This window comes from Cognaticolwellia mytili, assembly GCF_002104475.1.
GTDB classification, from domain to species: domain Bacteria; phylum Pseudomonadota; class Gammaproteobacteria; order Enterobacterales; family Alteromonadaceae; genus Cognaticolwellia; species Cognaticolwellia mytili.
The window spans coordinates 77,020-102,038 of the sequence record NZ_NBOF01000001.1; the positions used below are offsets into that span (position 1 = coordinate 77,020).

18 protein-coding genes are annotated in these 25,019 nt (G+C 38.0%); 10 read left to right on the top strand and 8 right to left on the bottom strand.

Annotated elements, in window-relative coordinates; translation table 11 throughout:
- Nucleotides 1-6 precede the first annotated feature (6 nt).
- Complete coding sequence (locus B7C41_RS00265; protein WP_085296765.1) at nt 7-1,383, top strand: SLC13 family permease; 1,377 nt, start codon at nt 7-9, stop codon at nt 1,381-1,383.
- A 225-nt stretch (nt 1,384-1,608) separates the two neighbouring features.
- Here B7C41_RS00265 and dsbB read toward each other — a convergent pair whose 3' ends face one another.
- Complete coding sequence (dsbB, locus tag B7C41_RS00270; RefSeq protein ID WP_085296766.1) at nt 1,609-2,127, bottom strand: disulfide bond formation protein DsbB; 519 nt, start codon at nt 2,125-2,127, stop codon at nt 1,609-1,611.
- A 140-nt stretch (nt 2,128-2,267) separates the two neighbouring features.
- Complete coding sequence (gene nhaB, locus B7C41_RS00275) at nt 2,268-3,857, bottom strand: sodium/proton antiporter NhaB (RefSeq protein ID WP_085296767.1); 1,590 nt, start codon at nt 3,855-3,857, stop codon at nt 2,268-2,270.
- A gap of 380 nt (nt 3,858-4,237) precedes the next feature.
- Here nhaB and fadR point away from each other — a divergent pair, with 380 nt between their 5' ends.
- Nucleotides 4,238-4,948, top strand: coding sequence for a fatty acid metabolism transcriptional regulator FadR (gene fadR / locus B7C41_RS00280; RefSeq protein ID WP_085296768.1), 711 nt, complete (start codon nt 4,238-4,240; stop codon nt 4,946-4,948).
- 124 nt (nt 4,949-5,072) lie between these two features.
- Here the strand turns inward: fadR and B7C41_RS00285 are convergent, their stop codons facing one another.
- The 4 genes from B7C41_RS00285 to B7C41_RS00300 all read right to left on the bottom strand — a co-directional run bounded on the left by B7C41_RS00285 (nt 5,073) and on the right by B7C41_RS00300 (nt 10,757).
- Nucleotides 5,073-6,599 carry a SpoVR family protein gene (locus B7C41_RS00285; RefSeq protein WP_085296769.1) on the bottom strand — a complete coding sequence of 509 codons (1,527 nt, stop codon included), beginning with the start codon at nt 6,597-6,599 and terminating at the stop codon, nt 5,073-5,075.
- A gap of 23 nt (nt 6,600-6,622) precedes the next feature.
- Nucleotides 6,623-7,900, bottom strand: coding sequence for a YeaH/YhbH family protein (locus tag B7C41_RS00290; protein ID WP_085296770.1), 1,278 nt, complete (start codon nt 7,898-7,900; stop codon nt 6,623-6,625).
- A 42-nt stretch (nt 7,901-7,942) separates the two neighbouring features.
- The gene (locus B7C41_RS00295) at nt 7,943-9,877 is read right to left on the bottom strand and encodes a PrkA family serine protein kinase (protein ID WP_085296771.1); all 1,935 of its coding nucleotides are present in this window, start codon (nt 9,875-9,877) and stop codon (nt 7,943-7,945) included.
- Between the two features lie 298 nt (nt 9,878-10,175).
- Nucleotides 10,176-10,757, bottom strand: coding sequence for a Fe-Mn family superoxide dismutase (locus B7C41_RS00300; RefSeq protein ID WP_085296772.1), 582 nt, complete (start codon nt 10,755-10,757; stop codon nt 10,176-10,178).
- A gap of 260 nt (nt 10,758-11,017) precedes the next feature.
- On the opposite strand from B7C41_RS00300, the gene B7C41_RS00305 reads away from it, so the two are divergent.
- From B7C41_RS00305 to B7C41_RS00315, 3 genes are all read left to right on the top strand, one after another.
- A complete protein-coding gene (locus B7C41_RS00305; protein ID WP_085296773.1) occupies nt 11,018-11,359 on the top strand; it encodes a Grx4 family monothiol glutaredoxin in 342 nt (113 codons plus the stop codon).
- Between the two features lie 84 nt (nt 11,360-11,443).
- Nucleotides 11,444-12,049: a peroxiredoxin gene (locus B7C41_RS00310; protein ID WP_085296774.1), complete on the top strand. Its 606-nt coding sequence runs from the start codon at nt 11,444-11,446 to the stop codon at nt 12,047-12,049.
- A gap of 413 nt (nt 12,050-12,462) precedes the next feature.
- A complete protein-coding gene (locus B7C41_RS00315) occupies nt 12,463-12,837 on the top strand; it encodes a hypothetical protein (protein ID WP_085296775.1) in 375 nt (124 codons plus the stop codon).
- 45 nt (nt 12,838-12,882) lie between these two features.
- On the opposite strand, the gene rnt is transcribed toward B7C41_RS00315, so the two are convergent.
- Nucleotides 12,883-13,560 (bottom strand): ribonuclease T, encoded by a 678-nt coding sequence (rnt, locus tag B7C41_RS00320; protein WP_085296776.1) that lies wholly within the window; start codon nt 13,558-13,560, stop codon nt 12,883-12,885.
- 194 nt (nt 13,561-13,754) lie between these two features.
- On the opposite strand from rnt, the gene B7C41_RS00325 reads away from it, so the two are divergent.
- Complete coding sequence (locus tag B7C41_RS00325) at nt 13,755-14,621, top strand: flagellar protein MotY (RefSeq protein ID WP_085296777.1); 867 nt, start codon at nt 13,755-13,757, stop codon at nt 14,619-14,621.
- Nucleotides 14,622-14,702: 81 nt separating this feature from the next.
- A complete protein-coding gene (locus B7C41_RS00330) occupies nt 14,703-16,562 on the top strand; it encodes a M1 family metallopeptidase (RefSeq protein ID WP_085296778.1) in 1,860 nt (619 codons plus the stop codon).
- A gap of 551 nt (nt 16,563-17,113) precedes the next feature.
- Here the strand turns inward: B7C41_RS00330 and cysZ are convergent.
- Nucleotides 17,114-17,869: a sulfate transporter CysZ gene (gene cysZ / locus B7C41_RS00335; RefSeq protein ID WP_085296779.1), complete on the bottom strand. Its 756-nt coding sequence runs from the start codon at nt 17,867-17,869 to the stop codon at nt 17,114-17,116.
- Between the two features lie 218 nt (nt 17,870-18,087).
- Between cysZ and smc the strand changes: the two genes are divergently transcribed.
- The 3 genes from smc (at nt 18,088) to ligA (ending at nt 24,903) form a co-directional block, all read left to right on the top strand.
- Entirely contained in the window at nt 18,088-21,582 is a 3,495-nt protein-coding gene (gene smc / locus B7C41_RS00340) for a chromosome segregation protein SMC (protein ID WP_085296780.1), read from the top strand.
- A gap of 27 nt (nt 21,583-21,609) precedes the next feature.
- Nucleotides 21,610-22,752, top strand: coding sequence for a cell division protein ZipA (gene zipA / locus B7C41_RS00345; protein WP_085296781.1), 1,143 nt, complete (start codon nt 21,610-21,612; stop codon nt 22,750-22,752).
- Nucleotides 22,753-22,857: 105 nt separating this feature from the next.
- Nucleotides 22,858-24,903, top strand: a complete 2,046-nt coding sequence (gene ligA, locus B7C41_RS00350; protein WP_085296782.1) for an NAD-dependent DNA ligase LigA — start codon at nt 22,858-22,860, stop codon at nt 24,901-24,903.
- Nucleotides 24,904-25,019 lie beyond the last annotated feature (116 nt).

The following is a 25,019-nucleotide window of genomic DNA, read 5'->3' on the forward strand; positions in this document are numbered from 1 at the left end:
GAAATTATGAAATTGACTAAACAATTGTTTATACCGCTGGCACCTGCTTTGGCGGTTATTTTTTATTTTTTTTTACAAGCAATAGGCCTAGAAAACAAAGCATCTATTGCTGCGGCTATCACCTTACTAACCGTTATTTGGTGGGTAACTGAAGCTATTCCAATTCCGGCAACCTCGTTAGTTCCTTTTGCATTATTGCCGATGTTTAATGTTGTAGACCATAAAACCGTAGCTTCTGCGTTAGGCAGCCATGTTATTTTATTGCTGATGGGCGCTTTTATGCTATCTAAAGCCATTGAAAAAAGTGGTGCACATGAACGGTTAGCAGTGTACATGGTTAAAGTCGTCGGTGTTACTAGCGGCAGGCGTATGGTGATGGGCTTTATGTTGGCAAGTGCATTTTTGAGCATGTGGATATCTAACACTGCAACGACCTTGATTATGTTACCTATTGCCTTGGCAATTCTAAAACACATTGATAATCAAAACCTAAAGGTTGCTTTAATTTTAGGTATTGCTTATGCCGCTAGCGTTGGTGGTGTTGGTACGCCGATAGGTACTCCGCCTAACGTTATTTTTATGGGAATATATGAAGAACAGACAGGTGTAGAGTTTGGCTTTTTGGAATGGATGAAAATTGGTGTTCCTGTTGTTGTCTTAGCGATACCTCTTATCGCATTTTGGTTAACCAGAAAGGTAAAACTCGAGCATGAAGTACACTTACCGACATTAGGTCCTTGGCGTAAGGAAGAAAAGCGAACCTTATGGGTTTTTGGCTTAACGGCTTTGGCCTGGATCACGCGCAAAGAACCCTTTGGCGGCTGGAGTGGCGCGTTAGATATTAATATTGCAGGTGATAGCACTGTAGCATTGTTTGCGGTAATTTTAATGTTCATCGTGCCTAACGGCAAAGGCTCTCGCTTATTAGATTGGGATAGTGCTAAAACTATTCCGTGGGGCATGTTACTACTCTTTGCTGGTGGTATCGCCTTAGCCAAAGGCTTCGTTGCTTCAGGGTTAAGTGGTTTACTAGGTGAGTGGCTAGCATCGTTCTCTAATTTACCAGTTATCATCATGTTGATTACTATTTGTTTAGTGGTGACTTACCTCACTGAAATCACCAGTAATACGGCAACAGCAACTTTATTAATGCCTATTTTAGCTGCAGCAGCCATTGCATCAGGTTATGATCCTAAAGTGCTAATGGTACCAGCGGCAATATGCGCGAGCTGTGCCTTTATGTTACCGGTAGCAACAGCGCCAAATGCTATTGCTTATGGTACTGGCGAAATAGAAATTAAAGATATGGTCAGAGAAGGAGCACTATTGAGTTTTATTGTTGCTTGCTTAGTCGGTATTGTCTGTTACTTGCTGTTGATATAATAACGACTCAAGTTTAGCGCAATATAGGTTAAAATCATAAGTTAGAAAGCCTCTTTATAGCAGCACATTGTGCTGCTTTTTTATATGTTGCTTATTATGTAGGTTCGAAAAAACACTTTTTAAGCACAAAAAAATAAGTAAACCAATATTATTGATTTACTTATTTTATGTTAACTATTTAACTATCGTACTGCTAAATGGCTGAGTTTTAGTTATTAATGTTTATTAAAACATTCTTTGCTTTAATAAACGCGCTAACAATATAACAGCAAAGGCTAAACTATAAACCGCAAAAATAACCACCATAACTTGTGGCATGGTAAAGCCCATAAATTGCCATTTTATATCACCACAGTCGCCAGTTGCTTCAAATAAAACTGGTAACCACTCATGCAAAGGGGCCCAAGACGGAAAGTTTGGAATAAACTCACAGCTAAATAAAAATGACATGGTTGTTGACTGCATCTCAACATGCTCTAGCGCAATGAGTAAGCCCCAAATAGCACCGGTAGCCCACAAACCAAAAGATACAATACGTATAAGTACGAATTGACAACCTAAGGCACCGAGAACACCGGCTAGAAATATTCCCCATATGGCTGTTCGCTGATAAATACACATAATACAAGGCTCTAGCCCCATAACGTATTGAAAATATAATGCGCTGAGCTCAAAACAAAATGCACTAAAAGCAAGTAGTTGCCATGCACGCTGATTAAGAGATAACTGACTTAAGACGTTCACGAAATATCACCTATGATTGGGTTGTTAGTGTTATATACCCATACAGGTGGATATACAGTTTTATGCATGCTACCAATAATCAAAAAGCGCCACAAGGGCGCTTTTGTTAGATTTTATATCAACTTACATGTATCGGTTACTTAATGTCCACCAGGTGCTTTAGTCGCTGGATTAGCACTATGATGTTCAATCAAATGTGAGTCGTAATAAGACTGTGTTGTATCTGCTAAGTGGCCTGACGAAATAGCTAATAAGCCAACAATAGTGAGCACAATTGTATATGGGAATGCCATGATAACCATACGACCATATGATAAACGAATTAACGGTGCTAATGCTGACGTTAATAAGAACAAGAATGCCGCTTGACCGTTTGGTGTTGCTACACTTGGTAAGTTAGTACCTGTGTTAATTGCAACAGCTAGTAAATCAAATTGGTCACGTGTTATTTGGCCAGCAGCCAAAGCTTTAGTAATTTCGGTGATGTAAACCGTACCAACAAACACGTTATCACTTACCATAGATAATAAGCCATTTGCTAAGTAGAACATTACTAGCTGCATATTACCTTCAAAGGTAAGTACCCATGTAATAACAGGGGTAAACAATTGTTGATCAACAATAACCGCTACTACAGCGAAGAATACCGCAAGTAAGGCTGTAAAAGGTAGAGCTTCTTCAAAAGCATGGCCGATTTGGTGTTCTTCGGTAATGCCCGTAAAGGCTGTTGCTAAAATAATAACAGATAAGCCAATCATGCCTACTGGCGCTAAATGTAGTGCTAGGCCAACAATCAACCATACTGCAATGACGCCTTGCATGATCAGTTTTACGTTATCGCGTTTGGTACGCTTTTTACTTTCTTCGATATCAAAGTCATTTAAAACTTTGTAAACATTTTCTGGTAATGCAACACCGTAACCGAACCATTTTATTTTTTCTAAAAGTACACAAGTTATCATGCCCGCAATAAATACTGGAATGGTGACCGGTGACATGCGTATGGCAAATTCAAGGAACTCCCATCCTGCTTGCTTACCGATAACTAAGTTTTGTGGTTCACCGACGATTGTACATACACCACCTAATGCAGTACCTACGCCCGCATGCATTAATAAGTTACGTAAGTAGCCGCGAAATTGTTCTAAATCATCACGTGAATATTCTGGTAATTCGTGATCGCTTGTATGATCATGATTATGGTTACTATCTTTACCTGAGGCTACTTTGTGGTAAACCGAGTAAAAGCCAACAGCAACACTAATAATCACAGCAATAACGGTTAAGGCATCTAGAAAGGCGGATAAGAAAGCACCTGAGAAACAAAACAATAAGGAAACTAATACTTTAGAGCGAACCTTAGTGACTATTTTAGTAAATAAAAACAGTAACAAGTTCTTCATAAAGTAGATGCCTGCCACCATGAAGATTAATAATAATATTACTTCAAAGTTAAGGACCATTTCGTGCATAACTTGTCCGGGGGAAGTCATCCCGACCGCAACCGCTTCAATGGCTAGTAAACCACCGGGTTGCAATGGATAACATTTTAGCGCCATGGCTAAGGTAAATATAAATTCAACAACTAAGGCCCAACCCGCAATATAAGGGTCAACAAAGAAAAATAATATTGGGTTGATGATTAAAAATGAAATTATTGCGAGTTTGTACCATTCAGGCGAGTTGCCAAGAAAGTTTTTATAAAACGCACTCATAAATGATTGCTGCATAATGAACCTTTTAAAAAATTAAGAGCTAGGGTTAATGTTTGGTTTAATCTATTTAATTATTTTTATATAAATTTATGACTAATAGCAGTTTAAGCGCTATTTACGATATTGTAAATATGTCACATTAAGCATAGGGTTATAGAGTTTCATTAAGGCAGCGGTAAACTCGCTTTCAATAATCTAGATCAACTTCATAAATAAATTTAAAATTATTTTATGTTAAGTATTAAGAAGAAAAATTAAGAGGATGCTCGCTTGTATGAGTCATTCACAATGTGTATTCATTCATTAAAATCATGCTTTTTATAGCGCTTGTACGAAATGCATCTTCTGGTACAATCAGTTTCAATTACAAATAACTCTAATTGATGTGGAGTCCCATGGTTATAAAAGCGCACAGTCCTGCAGGATTTGCCGAACAATATATTGTTGAGTCTATTTGGAATGGAGGCTTTCCTCCAGGTACAATATTACCCGCTGAGCGTGAATTATCAGAGCTTATTGGTGTTACTCGTACTACATTACGAGAAGTTTTACAGCGATTAGCCCGTGATGGCTGGTTAACAATAAAACACGGTAAGCCTACTAAGGTTAACAATTTCTGGGAAACATCGAGCCTTAATATTCTTGAAACATTAGCACAACTCGATCAAGAAGGTATTCCTGACTTAGTCGATAACTTAATGTCTGCTCGGACCAATATCAGCGCTATTTATGTGCGTGGTGCCATTAAAAATAATCCAGAAAAAGTTATCGAGTTATTAACTGCGATTGATGATGTTGAGGATACCGGAGAAGCTTTTGCTGAGTTTGACTATCGACTGAACAAAGAATTAGTTGTAGCATCAGGCAACTCTATTTACTTGTTAATTTTAAATGGTTTTAGAGGCTTATATTCACGCTTAGGTAGTTTGTATTTCGCGCACCCAAGTGGTCGTGAAATTTCTCGTGAGTATTATAAAAAGCTAATCGAACTTGCAGAAGCAGGGCAATTCGACGAGTCGGTTTTTGCAGTTAGAAAATACGGTGTTGAATCAGGAAAACTGTGGCTTGAGTTAAAAGACGAAGTACTGAAAGAATTAGCAGAGTAATTATCTTCAACTAATTATTCTTTATTTCTTACATGCACTCGTTATTAATCAGAACAAGTGTTTGATCAAAAATAATTAGCTGTTGAGAAAATAATAGGGCAACTGACGCATCATATCTATATGATTATACCGTTGCCTTTTTTTCTCCCTGAATTTTAGCTTTTGGACATTGGGCTATTACTTCATCAACACCATGGCTGTCTTCCTGAATAAGTTTCACGTCAAATTGCCATAGATAGTACAGATGCTTTAGTACTTCATCTTTTGAGTCGGCTAAATTGACTTGTTGATGAGGAATATAACGCAGTGTTAATGAGCGATCACCGGTTACATCTGCATTAGTGATTTGAATATTTGCTTCTAAATTACTCAAATTGTATTGCTCTGATAGCTGCATGCGAATTTTTTTGTAACCACTTTCATTATGAATAGCACCAACTTCAATATAGTTATTACTATTGTCATCGTGTAAATGAAATAGTTTAAAATCTCGCATTAATTTAGGTGATAAAAACTGGCTAATAAAGCTTTCATCTTTAAAGTTTTCCATTGCAAAGTGCAAGGTATCAAGCCAATTACTGCCGGCAATTTCGGGAAACCAAGCTTTGTCTTCCTCTGTCGGGTGCTCACATATCCTTCTAATATCAATGAACATGTTAAAGCCAAGGGCATAAGGATTTATACCCGAATAATATGGGCTGTTATATTCAGGTTGTGCAACTACATTTGTGTGATTATGCAAAAACTCCAGCATGAACTTTTCAGTCACTAAGCCTTCATCATACAAATGATTTAAAATAGTGTAATGCCAAAAACAAGCCCAGCCTTCATTCATGACTTGTGTCTGTTTTTGTGGATAGAAATATTGTGAGATTTTACGAACAATACGCACCAGCTCTCGCTGCCAAGGCTTTAGTAATGGGGCATTTTTTTCAATAAAATAAAGAATATTTTCCTGAGGCTCAGAAGGAAAGCTTACTTTCGCTTTATCATGCGATTTATCGTTATCTGGTATAGTGCGCCACAACATATTCACTTGTGACTGTAAGTAAGACTCACGTTCTTTTTGGCGTTTCAACTCTTCTTCCATGGATATTTTTTGCGGACGTTTATAGCGGTCAACACCGTGGTTCATCAGTGCATGGCAGGCATCAAGGCAAGCTTCTACTTCATCAATGCCATGTTTGTGCTCGCAGTCAGCAATATACTTTTTAGCAAATAATAAATAATCAATAATTGAGCTGGCATCAGTCCATGATTTAAATAAATAATTACCTTTAAAGAAAGAGTTATGTCCATAACAAGCATGAGCAATGACTAAAGCTTGCATTGCCATGGAATTTTCTTCCATTAGGTAAGAAATACAGGGATCTGAATTGATAACAATTTCATAAGCTAGTCCCATTTGACCTCGCTTATAAGTTTGTTCTGTTTGAATAAATTTCTTCCCGAAAGTCCAATGGTTATAGCCGATAGGCATGCCGACACTAGCGTAGGCATCCATCATTTGTTCAGCCGTGATCACTTCTATTTGGTTAATGTAAGTATCTAAGCGGTAATGTTCAGCCACGCGGGCAATTTCGCTCTGATACTGCTCAAGCTTTTTAAATGTCCAATCACTGTTGTCGTCAAGTGGTTTACGTTTCGTCATAAAACCCCCTTACTAAAATGCTATTAGGCTGCTTGTTCTATTTTTTTCTTAAATAATGAGCGAAATACCGGATAGATATCTTCTACCGATTTTATGTGTTCTATTGAAAATGAAGAATCACCGTCAGCAAGTTGAGCATATTGCTGCCATAGGCTTTGATGGGCACGCTGTGTGATTTCGATATAACTAAAGTATCGAGTTTTAGGCAATATTTTATTGCGCATAAGGTTTTGACAGTGAGGTGAATCGTCAGCCCAGTTATCTCCGTCTGATGCTTGTGCGCCGTATATATTCCATTCATTTTCATTGTAGCGATCAGCAATGATATTAATCATTAACTCAAGTGCGCTTGATGCGATAGTGCCGCCAGTTTCTTGCGAGTAGAAAAACTCATGCTCATCAACTTCTTTGGCTTGGGTATGATGGCGAATATAGACCACATCAATCGTTTTATAAGTACGACTTAAAAAGAGGTATAGCAGTATATAAAAGCGTTTGGCGATATCTTTTGTTGCTTGGTCCATTGAACCTGAAACATCCATTAGGCAGAACATCACGGCTTTTGAAGTTGGCACCGGTTGCTTGGCATAATTGCGATAACGTAAGTCAAAGGAGTCAATAAATGGCACTTTATTGATTTGTTCCTTAATGTCTTTAATGGCTTTGTTAAGAGTTATTTTGGCCTGGACATTGTCATGGGGGGCTTGTTCAAGTTGCGTTAACTCTGCTTCAAGTTCTTTGAGTTGCCTGCGCTTGTCTGCTGTCATCGCAATTCTGCGGGCAATAGAGCCTTGTAAAGACTTAACAATATCAATGTTTGATGGTACTCCGTCAGCACAATACCCAGCGCGTACGGTTTTATAATCAATTAGTTTATCTAATTGATTTTTTTCTAAATTTGGCAACTCTAAATCTTCAAAAAGTAAATTTAAATACTCATCTTTAGATATAGAAAAAACAAAGTCATCACTACCGTCACCAGAGTTACTTGCATCGCCTGGGCCACCACCTTGTCCTTGTTGCTGTGGCGGGCGCGCTATTCTGTCGCCGGTACTAAATTGATCATTACCAGGGTGTACTCGGTCTTTAATTCCACCATTACCTTGATGAAAAACCGGCTCACCTAAATCCTTTTTAGTAATTGTAATGCTCTCACCACTGGTTACGTCAGTAACACCACGCTTATTCACCGCATCAGCAACTGATTTTTTAATTTGGCTTTTATAGCGCCTAATAAAACGCTGTCGATTGACAGTGCTCTTATTTTTGCTGTTTAATCGCCTATCAATAAAGTTTGCCATAATTGCTCCCAACTTAGTTCAAGGGCTGTAACTAAGTACAACTTATGAAGATTTTCTAACCCGTAAATACCACTCAGAAAGCAACCTGACTTGCTTCTTGGTGTAACCTTTGGTCATCATCCGTTCAACAAAGTCATCATGTTTTTGTTGGTCGTCATTTGAGGTTTTGGTATTGAAAGAAATAACGGGTAATAAATCTTCAGTGTTTGAGAACATTTTTTTCTCAATAACGGTGCGTAATTTTTCGTAGCTAGTCCATAATGGGTTTTTGCCGTTGTTATTGGCCTTAGCACGCAGTACAAAATTGACAATTTCGTTTCTGAAATCTTTTGGGTTACTTATGCCTGCCGGTTTTTCAATTTTTTCTAACTCATTGTTTAATGCTTCGCGATCAAATAGTTGTCCTGTTTCGGCGTCGCGATACTCTTGGTCTTGGATCCAAAAGTCTGCGTAGGTAACATAACGGTCAAAAATGTTTTGTCCGTATTCTGAATATGACTCTAGGTATGCGGTTTGAATTTCTTTACCAATAAATTCAATGTATTGTGGTGATAAGTAGCCTTTAATAAACTCTAAATAGCGTTCTGCTGATTCCTGTGGCAGTTGTTCTCGTTCAATTTGCTGCTCAAGTACATAAAATAAGTGCACTGGGTTTGCTGCAACTTCTAGGTGGTCAAAGTTAAAAACACGAGACAGAATTTTAAAAGCAAAACGTGTTGAAAGCCCCGACATACCTTCGTCTACTCCGGCATAATCACGATATTCTTGATACGATTTTGCTTTTGGATCTGTGTCTTTTAAACTTTCACCATCGTAAACACGCATTTTTGAATAAACGCTGGAATTTTCCGGATCTTTTAAACGTGATAACACTGAAAACTGCGCTAAGGTTTCCAAGGTGTCAGGAGCACATTGTGCGTTATTTAATTCGCTGTTTTCTAATAGTTTTTGATAAATTTTAACTTCTTCAGAAACCCGCATACAGTAAGGCACTTTAACAATATACACTCGGTCTAAAAATGCTTCATTGTTTTTGTTGTTTCTAAAGGTTTGCCACTCAGACTCATTTGAATGGGCTAGTAAAATACCATTAAATGGCAAGGCAGAAAGGCCTTCTGTTGGGTTATAATTTCCTTCTTGCGTAGCAGTTAAAAGCGGGTGCAAGACCTTAATTGGCGCCTTAAACATTTCAACAAACTCCATCAAGCCTTGGTTAGCTCGACATAATGCACCAGAATAGCTGTAGGCATCAGGGTCGTTTTGGGCGAAATGTTCTAGTTGGCGAATATCAACTTTACCAACTAAAGCTGAAATGTCTTGATTGTTATCATCCCCAGGCTCTGTTTTCGCAATAGCGATTTGATCGAGAATAGATGGATAAACTTTAACAACTTCAAATTTAGCAATGTCACCTTTAAACTCATGCAAACGTTTTGCAGCCCAAGGCGACATAATAGTGCTGAGATAACGCTCAGGAATATTATATTCTTGTTGTAAAATTTTACCGTCAGAACTGGCATCAAATAGGCAAAATGGGTGATCATTTACCGGGCTGCGCTCACCATTGGCACTTAATACGTAAATTGGCTCTTGCTGCATTAACGCTTTAAGCTTTTCAGCCAATGACGATTTACCACCACCAACAGGGCCAAGTAAGTATAAAATTTGTTTTTGTTCCTCTAATCCTTGTGAGGCATGGGTTAAATAAGCAACAATTTGTTCAATGGCTTCTTCCATACCATAGAATTCTTTAAAAGCTGGATAGCGGGCAATAACACGATTAGAGAAAATTCGACTTAGGCAAGGCTCGGTAGATGTATCGACCATTTCAGGTTCGCCAATGGCGTTGAGCAAGCGTTGTGAGGCACTTGCGTACGCTGTTTGGTCACTTTGGCATAAGCTTAGAAAGTCTTGAATTGAATAGCACTCTTCTTGTGCTTCATCGTAACGTGATTGGTAATGTTGAAATATACTCATAACCGCCTCCAGAAGATAAATCGTTCAGACCGAGCTGATAATTCGACCGTATGCGTTACTTATCAAACTCTACATAAATAATTAGACCGTGTTTTTTAACAATTTCTATTTATAAGCGTAGTTGTAAATTTATAAAGCAGTTAAAAAATAGCAAAATAAATTGTAACGATAGAAAAAAGATAGGAAGCTATGTTATTGAATAAATGGTTAACTTTGGGAAGTATTAAAAAATTAATGATAAAAAAAACCAGAATAAACTCTGGTTCTTTATTTTTTTGAAAAACGTTTTCTCGAGCTATTAAGCGAAGTTTGCTGAAGCAAAATCCCAGTTTGCTAATGCCCAGAAACCTGCCATGTAGCTTGGGCGAAGGTTACGGTAATCAATATAGTATGCGTGTTCCCATAAATCTACTGTTAAAAGTGGCGTTACACCTTCTTCAGTTAATGGTGTTGCTGCATTTGAAGTGTTTACAATTGCAAGGCTACCGTCAGCGTTTTTAACTAACCAAGTCCAGCTTGAACCAAAGTTATTGATAGCACTATCAGTAAATTTAGCTTTGAATTCGTCAAAAGAACCGAAGTTTGCATTAATTGCGTCAGCTAATGCACCCGTTGGCTCACCGCCACCATTTGGGCTTAGGCTGTTCCAGTAAAATGTGTGGTTCCAAATTTGTGCAGCATTGTTAAAAACACCAGCAGAAGATGATTTAACGATATCTTCTAAAGACTTACCTTCGAAATCAGTACCTTCAATAAGACCGTTTAATTTTACAACGTAAGTGTTGTGGTGCTTACCGTAGTGAAATTCTAATGTTTCTTGTGAAATGTGTGGTACTAGGGCGTCCATTGCATATGGTAGTGCCGGTAATTCGATAGCCATTATATTCTCCAGGATATTATTATAAAAATTTATTCTTATGCAAACGTAAAGAAGTAGTTTGTTTTTTTCTAAAACCTAGTAAACTACTCGGGTATTAAAGCTTGCATAGTTTACCCAAGTATATAGGTATTACCATAGATTTTATCAAGGCTATTTCGTTTTAATATATAAATTTTTTGCTTTAGTATTTATTGTTCTGTGTATTTAGTCAGTTTTCATTAAGTATTGAGCGCAATAGGTATTAATTTTTAGAGGTTATTATGGATACTATCGAACGTATTAAAGAACAAATCAGCGAAAACAATATTCTTCTTTATATGAAGGGCTCCCCGAAATTGCCAAGCTGTGGTTTCTCATCACAAGCATCACAAGCAATAATGGCTTGTGGCGAAAAGTTTGCTTATGTTGATATTTTACAAAATCCTGATATTCGCGCTGAATTACCAAAGTATGCAGATTGGCCAACATTTCCACAACTATGGGTTGACGGCGAATTAGTTGGCGGTTGTGACATCATTATGGAAATGTACCAACAAGGTGAATTACAAACTTTAGTTAAAGAAACAGCTGCTAAGCATAGCTCAGAAGAAAGTGCTGAGTAGCTATTGAATTACAACTTAACGCCACCATACTAGGTGATGTTAACGTTAAAGAAATAATAATATTTTAAAAAATTGGAGAATATAATGAGTGTATTAGTCGGTCGTCCAGCACCTGATTTCACAGCTGCAGCAGTTTTAGGTTCAGGTGAAATTGTTGATAGCTTTAACCTAGCACAAGCGATTAAAGGTAAAAAAGCGGTAGTATTTTTCTACCCACTAGATTTTACTTTCGTATGTCCTTCAGAGCTTTTAGCATTTGATCACCGCATGGAAGAATTCAAAAGCCGTGGTGTTGAAGTAATTGGTGTTTCTATTGATTCACAATTTTCTCATAACGCATGGCGTAACACACCAGTAAACGATGGTGGTATTGGTCCAGTTCAATACACGCTAGTTGCTGATGTTAAACATGAAATTTGTAAAGCATATGACGTTGAGCATCCAGAAGCAGGTGTTGCTTTCCGTGGTTCTTTCTTAATTGACGAAGAAGGTAGTGTTCGTCATCAAGTAGTTAATGATTTACCACTAGGTCGTAACGTTGACGAAATGATCCGTATGGTTGACGCATTACAATTTCACCAAGAGCACGGTGAAGTATGTCCAGCTGGTTGGAATAAAGGTGATAAAGGCATGACAGCTTCTCCAGAAGGTGTTGCTTCTTACCTTACAGATAATGCTGATACACTTTAATTAAGAACTTTATTTTTAAATAAATTATCAGTTTAAAGCCGCGTTATCGCGGCTTTTTTATGTTCATGAGGAACGGTATGCCATGATCACAGGGATGTGAATGAATGGCGATGTACCTAAAAAGTATTACATTACTCGGCTAACTCTTAAAGTCACTGAGAACTAATAACGTCCTTTTAGTTGTTTTATTATATTGCTGTGAAGCTATATGCTGAGGTGCACCAGGCAGAAAACCATATTGTTAAGGCTGCGTTACAACATTGGCTGATTTGTATTTTGCTATACGAATTGTTAATCGTGAGCGATAGGACTATATTTGTATTAAAGCGGAATAAAATTGACTGTAAAATGGTTTAATGACCGTTGGCCAGAATTAACAGTAGTAGTAGGTAAAATATAGCAAGGAGGCTGTGATGTTTTATCCAAAATTTATTTATGAAAACCTGCCATTTTTATATTTTTTAATTTGTGCATATCTGTTGTTATATCATGATACTGGTATAGTTTATGCTTCAGTAGCGTTATTTTATTGTGCAGGTTGTATTACCTTGGTGATTCGTTCAGCTAATCGTCGAGTTGATCGTTTTAAGGGGAATAGTAATAAGCAGGCACTACCACTTATTGTTTACGAATACTTACCTTATGCTTATTTTGCCATAGCAATCATTTTGATATTAAATACGACAGTTGCAGCATTGCAACTCTTAGCTTTGTGCTTAATGATCTTTGCCCTTAGGAATTTGCTTTTTAGAGTAAATAACCGACGAAGGGCTAAATCATTATTTTAATCGTTAACTTATATTGAGCTTGAAAAGCTAATTTTATAAAGCTCATTATTCGGCTTCGTCGGTAATGTCAGCTAAAGGCCAACCACCTAATTGTTGCCACTTATTAACGATATGGCAATATAGCTCAGCTGTTTTCTCTGTATCGTAGAGGGCTGAATGGGCCTCGTTATTATTGAAGTCAATTCCAGCAGCTGCGCAAGCTTTTGCTAGTACAGTTTGTCCGAGGGCCAAACCGGAAAGCGTGGTGGTATCAAAACTAACGAAAGGATGAAATGGTGAACGTTTTATTAAACAACGCTCAGTAGCTGCATTAACAAAGCCTAAGTCAAAAGCTGCATTATGAGCGACCATAACTGCGCGTTGACAACCTGCTGCTTTCATTTTCTTACGCACTAATTTGAATATTTCTGTCATTGCCTCTTTTTCATCAACAGCTCCACGTAATGGATTTGCTGGATCAATACCGGTAAACTCAAGCGCTGCTTTCTCTAAATTTGCCCCTTCAAATGGATCAACATTAAAGTGTATAGTTTCGTCTAAACTAAATTTCCCTGTGCTTTCGTCTAATGATAATGTCGTGGCGGCAATTTCTAACAAGGCATCGGTTTGGGCATTAAATCCTGCAGTTTCAACATCAATAACGACAGGAAAGTAACCGCGAAAGCGTTGAGCAAATAATGATTTGTCGGTAGTTGATTTTTTAGAATTTGAATTGTCAGACATAGAGTAGGTAAATTTTGCTTAGATAATAAATTGATGTGATTATCTCAGAGATTGAAGGCTAAGGCATCACGAAAGTTCAAAGCAGGCAATTTTATTTTGGTAAATAGTGTTTTGCTGCTAAAGTTATTAATAATTATGTCGATAGAGTCATTATCGCTATCTACATTAGCTTAACGAGCATGAAGATTATAGTTATGAAAAAATTGCTTACTTTAGTTGCCTTATCACTGATTGTTGCCCAGACAAATGCTGGCATCAGGCAGTATAGTGCCGATATAGAAAACTCAAATTGGCAGTTAACTGATAATTCGCGTCTACAATGTACCTTGTCACATCAAATCCCACGTTATGGTGAAGCTAAATTTTATAGCTCTGCTAATCGAAAAATGAATATGGAATTTGAATTAGATATGATGCGATTGCCAGACAGTTACTCGTTAGCAGAAGTACGCTCTGAGGCGCCGAATTGGCGTCCTGGAATTAGCGGTAGAATCATGGCAAACATGAAGTTACATAAACAATTCTCACCTGGCTTGCCAAAGAAAATTGCTTGGAACATGCTTAATGAGCTTGACCAGGGCATGAGCCCAACTTTTTATTATAATGATTGGTATAGCGAGAATGAAAAAATTAGCGTTGGTTTGTCAACTGCGCGTTTTCAAAAAGCTTATCAAGACTTCGTTGGCTGTGTTGGTAATTTATTAAACTTCAGCTTCGATGATATTTCTTATACCGTACTCAACTATCAATTTGGCTCAGATAAACTGACCAAGTCATCACAAAAGCGGATGAATATGATTGTTGAATATTTATCGCTTGATCCTAAATTAGAATTGGTTTTAGTGGATGGCTATTCTGATAGCTATGGTCCTAGAAACGTCAACTTTAAGCTATCAAAATTACGAGCAAATAATGTTAAAGATTTGATTGTTAGTAGTGGTATTGATGCTAGCAGAATAGAAGCCCAAGGTTATGGCGAAAAACGCCATGTAGCATCGAACCAAACCATTATTGGTCGTAACAAAAACCGTCGTGTTGTCATTCGTATGGAACAACCTTAATAAATTAAGCCACAATTAGCACTTGAAGAGGCCTGTAGATTCACTGTAATCTACAGGCCTCTTTCGTTTTGGATACAATTTATGAAAACTTTTATTCGTCTTGTCGCCACCATTTGCTGTCTTGCGCAGCTTGCTTGGGCTCAATTAGCGATGGCGCAAGTCAATGATGCTTTAACCTATGCCAACTATGATCAGGTTAAGGTTAGCCACCTATATTTAGATTTAGCCGTTGATTTTGAAGAGAAATCTTTAAAAGGCTTTGCTGAGTTAAGTTTAAACTGGCTAAGCAACGATGTTGCTAATGTTTATTTAGATACTCGTGATCTAGAAGTTCACCGTGTTATGGCAAAATCAGCAAATGGCCAATGGCGAAATGTAGCGTTTAGCTTAGCAAAACGCGATGATGTTATGGGCGCTAAACTTACCGTTAAGACCTCATTTCAAACACCGAAACTAAGAGTCTATTATAACTCATTACCACAAGCTTCAGGTCTTCAGTGGTTATCCCCAGAGCAAACTGCAGGCAAAGAAAAACCATTTATGTTTAGTCAAAGCCAGGCTATTCATGCTCGCTCATGGATACCAATTCAAGACACGCCAAGTGTTCGCATGACATACAATGCGCGTATTACTACCTCAGATGATCTTTTAGCGGTAATGAGTGCTAATAACGTACCAGATACAGCACGTGATGGTGATTATTCATTTTCAATGCCACAAGCTATTCCTGCTTACTTAATTGCTATTGGTGTTGGTGATTTAGAATTCAAAGCAATGAGCAAACAAACTGGTATCTATGCAGAGCAGTACATTCTAGATCGTGCAGTTGCTGAGTTCGATGATACGCAAGTGATGATTGATGAAACTGAAAAACTTTTCGGTGCTTATCGCTGGGGTCGTTATGACCTACTTATTTTACCGCCAAGTTTCCCGTTTGGCGGCATGGAAAATCCAAGATTATCTTTTATTACCCCAACGGTTGTTGCTGGTGATAAAAGTTTAGTTAATTTAATTGCTCATGAACTAGCACATTCTTGGTCTGGTAACTTAGTTACCAACGAAAGCTGGCACGACCTATGGTTAAATGAAGGTTTTACCAGTTATGTTGAAAACCGCATTATGGAAGCGGTATTTGGTGCTGATCGTGCATTAATGGAACGTGCGCTTGATGCCCAAAATTTAGGTTACGAAATTGCTGAATTGTCACCAGGCGATACACAGTTGTATATTGATTTAAAAGGTCGTGATCCAGATGATGCTTTTTCTGGTGTACCATACACTAAAGGTCAGTTGTTTTTAGTGTATTTAGAAGAAAAATTTGGCCGTGCAAAGTTTGATACTTTTATCATGCAATATTTTGATGATCACGCATTCCAAAGTTTAGGCACTAAAAACTTTGTTAAATACTTAAAAGCTAATTTAACTCATAAGTATGCAGGTATTGTTAGTGATGCTGAAGTTAATGAGTGGATTTACGAACAAGGCTTGCCAAGCTACACACCCAAACCTACTTCAGATGCATTTATCATTGTTGATGACTACATTACAAAATGGACGAGCGGACAACTTGAATTAGCGCAAATGCCAACTAAAACTTGGACATTACATGAATGGTTGCATTTTCTAAATAACTTGCCATTAGACATTACTAAGCAACGTATGGAAAGTTTAGATAAGGCATATAACTTAACTAATAGTACGAATGCTGAAGTCGCACATGCTTGGTACTTGCTAGCATTACGCTCAGGTTATGATGTGGTATATCCAGCTATGGCGAACTACTTAGAATCTATTGGTCGTCGAAAACTGATTGTTCCATTGTATAAAGAACTTGCTAAGTCAGCTAAAGGCAAGCTGTGGGCACAAGGCGTATATAAGAGAGCACGTCCTGGTTACCATCCTTTAGCACAAGGTACTGTTGACGCTATTTTATTAAACTAGTTTGTTTCACTGCTGAATGCTTTGGTTAAACACCGTTGCTGGTTATTCAGCGAAATAGTATATAAAGCATAGAAAACACCGCATTAGGCGGTGTTTTTTTATGTATGAGTAAAGGTATTTAAGAATTAGAACCAGCTTTACATTCTGCTCTCTTTATCGAGTATAATATCAACATGACGCATACCGTTTCTCGGTGAAGTAAGAATGCGAGTTTACCGTCCTACAGCTGAATCATTTACCGTTAAACATCCTTACTTTCCTTCATGTGCAATGCGTGTATGACAAGCAAAAATAATATGCTACTTAGGGGAGGCTTCTACGGAGCAAACGTAATGGCGGCATTAAAGGATCCGTAGTAAATCTATAGATAACTTGCATGATATAGCTGTTTTAGTCTGCACGTTGTACTTTTTACTGTCAAATTTGAGCTGAAAATAGTCGCCGTGTGTTTTTATGAATATTTTATCGTGCGTTCAAACAAGCATCAAAAAATGTTTGATGCTTGTTCTGTTTGTTTGAAAAGTAACAAACTATTGATTGTTATTTGATTTTTATGAACGGTCAACGAAATCTTCTCTATAATGATCGACCCATAAGGCTGTTGCCCCACAAATGGCGACCGGCATAACGACTAAATTTATAAACGGAACCATCGAGAATATTGCAGTGGTAATACCAAAGCTATAGCTTAATCCTTGTCGCTGTTTTAACGCTAGGCGCATTTCATCAAAGCTAATTTTATGGTTATCAAAAGGGTAATCTTTATATTGTACAGCCATCATCCAAGCAAGAAACAAGAACCAAAGCACTTGCCCGATAACAGGTAACATCCAATACAGTAAAAAGAAGCCAATTGCGCGCGGTAAATAATAGACAAGTTTACTCACTTCACGGCCTAAGGTTCGAGGGATGTCTTTAACAACATCTAATACGCCGCCATCGTGCAATGATTGATTGGTTAATAACGCTTCTACTTTTTCTGATAATAAACCATTAAAAGGCGCTGCTATCCAGTTAGCAACTGAACTGAAAATAAATGAAAAAATAATCAGTACGAATAACACCGCTAATGGCCAAATAAAACTGCTCAACCAAGCAAAAGAGTCACCTAGCCAGTCTTCAATTGTTAGCATGTAGCTTTCTAATCGCAGAAACATATAATAGAAAGCACTGGCAAAAAGCACTAGGTTGACCGTTAACGGAATAAAAACAAAACGGCGAATACCGCGGGTACGGATCAGTTCAAAGCCTTTAATAAAATAGCCTGCGCCGCCGTTTGCTAAAAGAGCTTTATCATTATTGTTCATTGATGTTTTATTAACCTAACTATTTGATCTTCATAGCTCGATTATAGGATCCTAGCTAACAGATGAACAGCATTGTGATGTTACAAAGTACATCAATTTCTGCTACAGTGGCCGCAATTATTAAGCTTTTTATTTACTGCTTTTTTATTGTTTAAATTTTGGCATTTTTTTGCTGAATTAATTAACAGTAAAGTGCAACAATTAGGTTATTCGATTTAATGCGACTGAAGCATATAAAATTGGCAGGTTTTAAATCATTTGTCGATCCAACCAAAGTACCATTTGAAAAACAAATGACAGCGATTGTTGGACCCAATGGCTGTGGAAAATCGAATATTATTGATGCTGTTCGTTGGGTTTTAGGTGAAAGTTCAGCAAAAAACCTTCGTGGCGATGCTATGACCGACGTTATCTTCAATGGTGCGGCAAGTCGCAAACCAATTGGACAAGCCAGTGTTGAATTACTCTTTGATAATACTCAAGGCCGCATTCAAGGGAATATGGCTGATCGCAACCAAGTTGCTGTGCGTCGTGTTGTGAATCGAGAAGGTGTGAATACCTACTTTCTAAACGGTTCAAAATGTCGTCGACGCGATATCACCGATATTTTTCTTGGTACAGGCCTAGGGCCTCGTAGTTACGCGATTATCGAACAGGGTACTATTTCGCGTTTGATAGAATCAAAACCGCAAGAATTAAGAATTTTTATTGAAGAAGCTGCGGGTATTTCTAAATATAAAGAACGCCGTAGAGAAACTGAAACCCGAATTCGTCACACTAGAGAAAACTTAGCGCGTTTGAATGATATTCGTGTTGAACTTGACGTACAAATCGATAAATTACACCAGCAATCACAAGCAGCTAAACGTTTTCGTGCCTTGAAACAACAAGAGCGAAAATATAAAGCGGAGCTTGCCGTTTTGCGTTGGCAAAAGTTTGATCTACAAAGAGAACAACATCAAAAGCGCATTATTGAAATTGATAATAAAATCGCCAGTCAAAACACCCAAATTAGTCAGCATGAATTGGCGGTTATAAAGTTAAAAGAAGTGGTGGTTAACTGTAATGACAGTAACCAAGCGTTACAACAGCAAAAACTTAATCTAACACAAGATATTACCCGTGCAGAACAAAATATAAAGCATTTGAAAGAACAGGCAACAAAGTCGCAATCAGATAATGTGCTCACGCAGCAGCAATTATTGAATGCTCAACAACTGGTGTTAACTGAGCAAGAACAGTTACAAACATGTGTTAAAAAATTAGTAGAGCAGCAACCGCAATTACAAACAATTGAAACGGAATTAAATGGTAAGCAAAATGAGTTAGCAGAGCAGCAAAGTCAGCAGAAGCAATTGCATGTTTTATGGCAGCAGCAACAACAAAAGCGTGATGACTACCAACAGAAAAAACTGCAAGTGCATGCGGATATTACGCAGCAAAAAACAATACTTGAACAAACGCAATCTCGACTTGAAGAATTCAATAAGCAACTTGCTGAATTACCGATAAAAAATGATTCAGTCAGTGCTGAGCATCAGAAAAAAAGAAATAGTATTGTTGGTGCTATTGAACGTTCGCGTAGCCAAGTGAATGAGTTTGCTGTTGATGAGCATCAATCAACGACGAAAAACCAAGCATTACATCAGCAATTCTCAACTTTAACTGCACAACAAGCGGTTAAAAAGCAAATTATTGCTGATATTAACGCTAAACTTGCTGACAAATCTTTGTGGAGTAAAAACCAAGCACAATGGTTTGCTGAACAAAATAACTTGGCTTATGAAGGCATACAAAGTCAACTTGATGTTGCGCCTGGATGGGAGTTTGCTGTTGAAGTGGTATTATCACATTTATTAGCAGGTCATTTAATTGACATCTTGCCTGAAGCAGATAATGGTGAAAATTTAACGCCTGCAACTCTGTGTTTTGCTTTCAACAATAGTAAAATTAATAACCCGGTAGGTAGTGAAATAACTGTTAATAGCTTAGCCAGCAAAATATCGGGCGTTAGTGAACTTATTCCTTGGTTTAATAATATATTACTAGCCACTGACTATAATAATGCTAAACAGCAATTAGTTAATATTTCCAGTTATGAAAGCTTAATTTGCCCTGATGGCACCTGGTTAAGTCAGTACACTTTAAGAAAAGGTAAATTTGAGCAAGGTTACGACTATATTAGCTTGCAACGTCATCTAGAGTCAGAACAAGCACAATTGCGGTCATTGATTAGTGAACAAACTATTCTTGAAGAACAGCTAACTAAAATATCGAAACTGTTAAACAAATTGCAGCAAGATAAAATTGCTACAAGTGCCAGCATTGAACAGCAACAAAATGAGTTACATCAAGTTGAAAAAGCTTTATCTTTATATCAGCAAGAGCAACAACATCAGCAACGTGAGCGAGAAAGCTTGCAGAGTCAAATTGACAATGAAAGAAAAAACCAAGCGAATGCTCAGCAGCAACTAGCGAGTTCACAGCAGCAGCTTGCGGTATTATCGAATGAAGGTGAAGGTGTTTCACAAGACTATTCAGTGCAACAATCAAAATTACAAACAGTGATAGAAAAAATTCAGCGACGAAGTCAAGAATTACATCGTCAACGTCATCAATTTGGTTTAACAATAGAACAATTAAAAAGCCAGCAAGTACAGCGTGAACAAACGATTCGCGCAAACCAAGAAAACATTAATATTCTAACGCAAAGAGTTGCAGCTAACACTCAAGTGGTCAGTGAAAGTAATACACCTTTGCAGGAGTTTGAACAAAACTTGCCGCAATGGCTTGATAACCTGTCAGCAATTAATGAAAAGTTACAATTTAATCAGCAAGCACTAAATGATAGCCAAACGCAGTTATCAGCATTAGAGTTGGCGGCGAAAACCAGCCATAACAAGGTGAGTACACTTAATGAGCAGCTTGCTCGTTTACAGTTAGACAGCGAAGGGTTCAAATTACGAGCGGAAAATGCCATGGAGGTATTGACCGAACTACAGCAAAACATTGATAGTGTAGCTATCGAAATGCCAGCGCATGCAAAAGAATCGCTTTGGCAGGCACAACTCATTAAATTGGCAAAAGATATTCAACTATTAGGTGCGATAAACTTAGCTGCCATTGAAGAGTACGAAACACAATTTGAACGTAAAAACTATTTAGATCAACAAGATAAAGATCTCATTAGTGCTATTGCGACGTTAGAATCCGCCATAGCAAAAATAGATAAAGAAAGTCGGCATAAGTTTAAATTGACTTTTGATCAGGTTAATAATGACTTGCAAAAGCTTTTTCCAAAAGTATTTGGCGGTGGTCAGGCATACTTAACATTAACCGGTGAAGACTTACTTGATACAGGTGTTACAATAATGGCAAGGCCGCCAGGCAAAAAAAATAGTACGATTCATCTATTATCTGGTGGAGAAAAAGCGCTGACCGCATTATCATTAGTTTTTGCCATTTTTCGACTTAACCCTGCACCATTTTGTTTGTTGGATGAAGTTGATGCGCCATTAGATGATGCCAATGTCAGCAGATTTTGTAATTTAGTGCAAGAAATGTCGAAAACTGTACAATTTATATATATAAGTCACAATAAAATAGCAATGGAGATGGCATCACATTTAACAGGTGTTACTATGTTTGAACCTGGAGTTTCACGTATGGTAGCGGTTGATATTGATGAAGCTGTCGCGATGTCAGAAGCATAAAAAGAAAGTAAAAGAATAGGTTAGGTAATGGAAGGTAATTTCAGAAATACATTAATTATTATCAGTGCTATTGTGATAGCAGCCATTTTTATTCATGGCTATTGGACGATAAGAAAACAAAAAAATCCTTATAAGCTAAAAACTAAAGATGAACCTGTGGTGCCTGAATCACGAGGCTTTGACGGATCTGGCTTTGATCAAGACGGTGTCAGCAAGCCAAAAGTTATTGGGAATAACCCAAAAAATGATGAAAGCGCGCTCGAATCACATACTGTTGAAGATGGTAAAGAGTTTCATTCGGGTAAGCCTATGCCTGATAATGTTCCTTTAGCGGAATTTGAAGAAAAAGAACGAGGGCTTAACTTTGGTGCTTTGCTAAATGAAACCGAAGAAGTCCCTGAGCATTTAAAACAACAGGCCCTGTCTGATGCGCCAGACTATTCTGATGAAGATAATTATGGAAAAAACTTTTTTCCTGAATCGACAGAATCAGAAACTGAAGAAAATTTAACAATACTAGAGCCCGAGCAAACTATTTCGAAGCCGCTTTATCAAGAACCTGTTATTCAGGCTAAGCCTAAGGTAGCAGTGGCATCATCTGCTGTTCAAAAGAAGGATACGCGTAAAGCTGCTATTAAGCGTAATCAATTGGAAATCAACTTTGGTGATGAAGCCGTAAGAGATATGCCGAGCATGTCAGCAACGGAAGAAAAATCTGCAGAGAAAACTGTTGAAATAACGCCACAAGTTATTGTACTTTCTGTTGTTATGCCAGAAGGGCAAGCTATGTCAGGGGCTGCTTTGCTGCCCACATTATTAACTTTGGGTTTAAAGTACGGTGAAATGAATATTTTTCATCGTCACCAAGACAATGCAGGTAACGGCCAAGTCACTTTTAGTTTAGCTAATATGATGAACCCGGGCACCTTTGACCTTGATGATATCGAAAATTTTAGTACTCAAGGTGTCACTTTATTTATGACTTTGCCAAATACCGGCGATGCTTTTGAGGTGTTTGAAAAAATGTTAAATGCTGCGAAACAGCTAGCGGTTGAATTTAAAGCACAGTTACTTGATGACAAACGCAATGTTATGACTAAACAAGCTGAACAGCATTACATGGGTATTATTCGTGAGTTTGAACGTAAAAGTCGCATAGCTTCACACTAGCTTTATGACATCATCATCATATCAACAAGGTCAGTTGTTAAATACTGCTGCCTTGTTGAATTTAATTATTCTCATTACCTTAAAATAATCTAAAGTTAATTCAATATGTCTGAACAAGTTACTATTATTCGTATGGCTGAAATTTGTCAGCTTATTCATCAATACAACCATCAATATTATGTCCTTGATGAGCCGAGTGTCCCTGACGCTGAATATGATAGATTAATGCGTGAACTATTGGCGTTGGAAGCTGAATTTCCGCAATTAAAAGCACTTGACTCTCCAAGCCAGAAAGTCGGCGGAATAGCGCTTAAATCATTCAGCCAGGTGACTCATCAGTTACCTATGTTGTCACTCGATAATGTATTTTCTCCTGATGAGTGGCAGGCTTTTGTTAAACGTATTAAAGATCGTTTGAAATCTGAGTATGACTTTTCTATTTGCGCCGAGCCTAAGTTAGATGGTTTAGCAGTGAGCTTGCGTTATGAAAATGGTGTCTTTGTTCAAGCCGCAACTCGTGGTGATGGCAATGTCGGTGAAAATATTACTGAGAATGTTCGCACAATAAAATCAATCCCACTGCGATTACAGGGCAGTGATTATCCGGATATTCTAGAAGTTCGCGGTGAGGTCTTTATGCCAAAAGCGAGTTTTGAAAGTTTAAATCAACAAGCAATTAAAAAAGGCGAAAAAGGCTTTGCTAATCCGCGTAATGCTGCTGCAGGAAGTTTACGTCAATTAGATTCAAAAGTGGCTGCTAAGCGTAACCTCGCTTTTTACGCGTACGGTATTGGCTATGTTGGCGCAAGTGAGGCTAATGACGACGAAGGTATTGACGAAACTTGGCTAGCTAATTCTCACTATCAACGTTTATGCCAAATAAAAGCATTAGGTTTGCCTATGTGTCCTGAGGTTAAATTACTTGATAACGCTGAACAAGTAGAGAATTTTTATCAAGACATTTTGCAGCAGCGCGATGACTTAAGTTATGAAATTGATGGGACTGTTTTTAAAGTTGATAATATTGAGTTACAAGTACAACTCGGCTTTGTGGCACGAGCGCCACGTTGGGCAACCGCTTATAAGTTTCCGGCGCAAGAAGAACTCACACTTCTAGAAGCGGTTGACTTTCAAGTTGGTCGTACTGGCGCGATTACGCCTGTAGCACGTCTTAAACCGATATTTGTTGGTGGCGTTACCGTCAGTAATGCTACGTTACATAATCAAGATGAGATTAACCGCCTTGGTATACAAATTAACGATACCGTAATTATTCGCAGAGCTGGTGATGTGATACCACAAATCGTTAGTGTGGTAATTGAACGTCGCCCTGAAAATGCACAAACTATTAGCTTTCCAACCGAGTGCCCTGTTTGCCAATCAGCAGTGATGAAAGCAGAAGGCGAAGCTGTATTGCGTTGTACTGGTGGTTTGTACTGTCAAGCACAACGTAAAGAAGCAATTAAGCACTTTGCTTCTCGTAAAGCGCTTGATATTGACGGCTTAGGCGATAAGTTAGTCGAGCAACTCGTTGATGAAGGCTTAATAAAAACACCTGCAGACTTATTTAAACTAACTGAACTTGATGTTAGCACCATGGAACGCATGGGGAAAAAATCTGCTGATAACCTGATTAACGGACTCTTAGTAGCTAAAACGACCACACTGGCTAAGTTTGTTTATGCTTTAGGTATCAGAGAAGTTGGTGAAACCACAGCATCTAACCTAGCACTTTACTTTCTCAGCTTTGATGCCATTAAGTTAGCGACTGAAGAGCAACTGCAACAAGTCCCTGATGTTGGCGTTATTGTGGCAAAAAATATTGTTAACTTTTTTGGTCAAAGCCACAACATTGAAGTCGTAGAAGAGCTTGAGGCGATTATGTCTTGGCCAGTAATTGAGGTGAAAAGTGATGATGAATTACCGTTAAAAGATCAGACTTTTGTGATTACTGGCACGTTAAATCAAATGGGCCGAAGTGAAGCTAAGGCGGCATTACAAGCCTTAGGCGCAAAAGTATCAGGTAGTGTTTCTGCTAAAACACATTATTTAGTTGCTGGCGAAAAAGCTGGTTCAAAGCTGACTAAAGCACAAGGTTTAGGTGTGGCGGTGTTAACTGAAGATGAAATGATAACGTTGATTAACGCCTAAATTTAATGCTATATATCGCTTTAATGGCTATGTGATATTTGAAGTAAACCGGTTTGGCGTTTTTAGCACTAATTTTGAGCCATAATCCAAACCATAAACTGGTTTCACTTGAATAA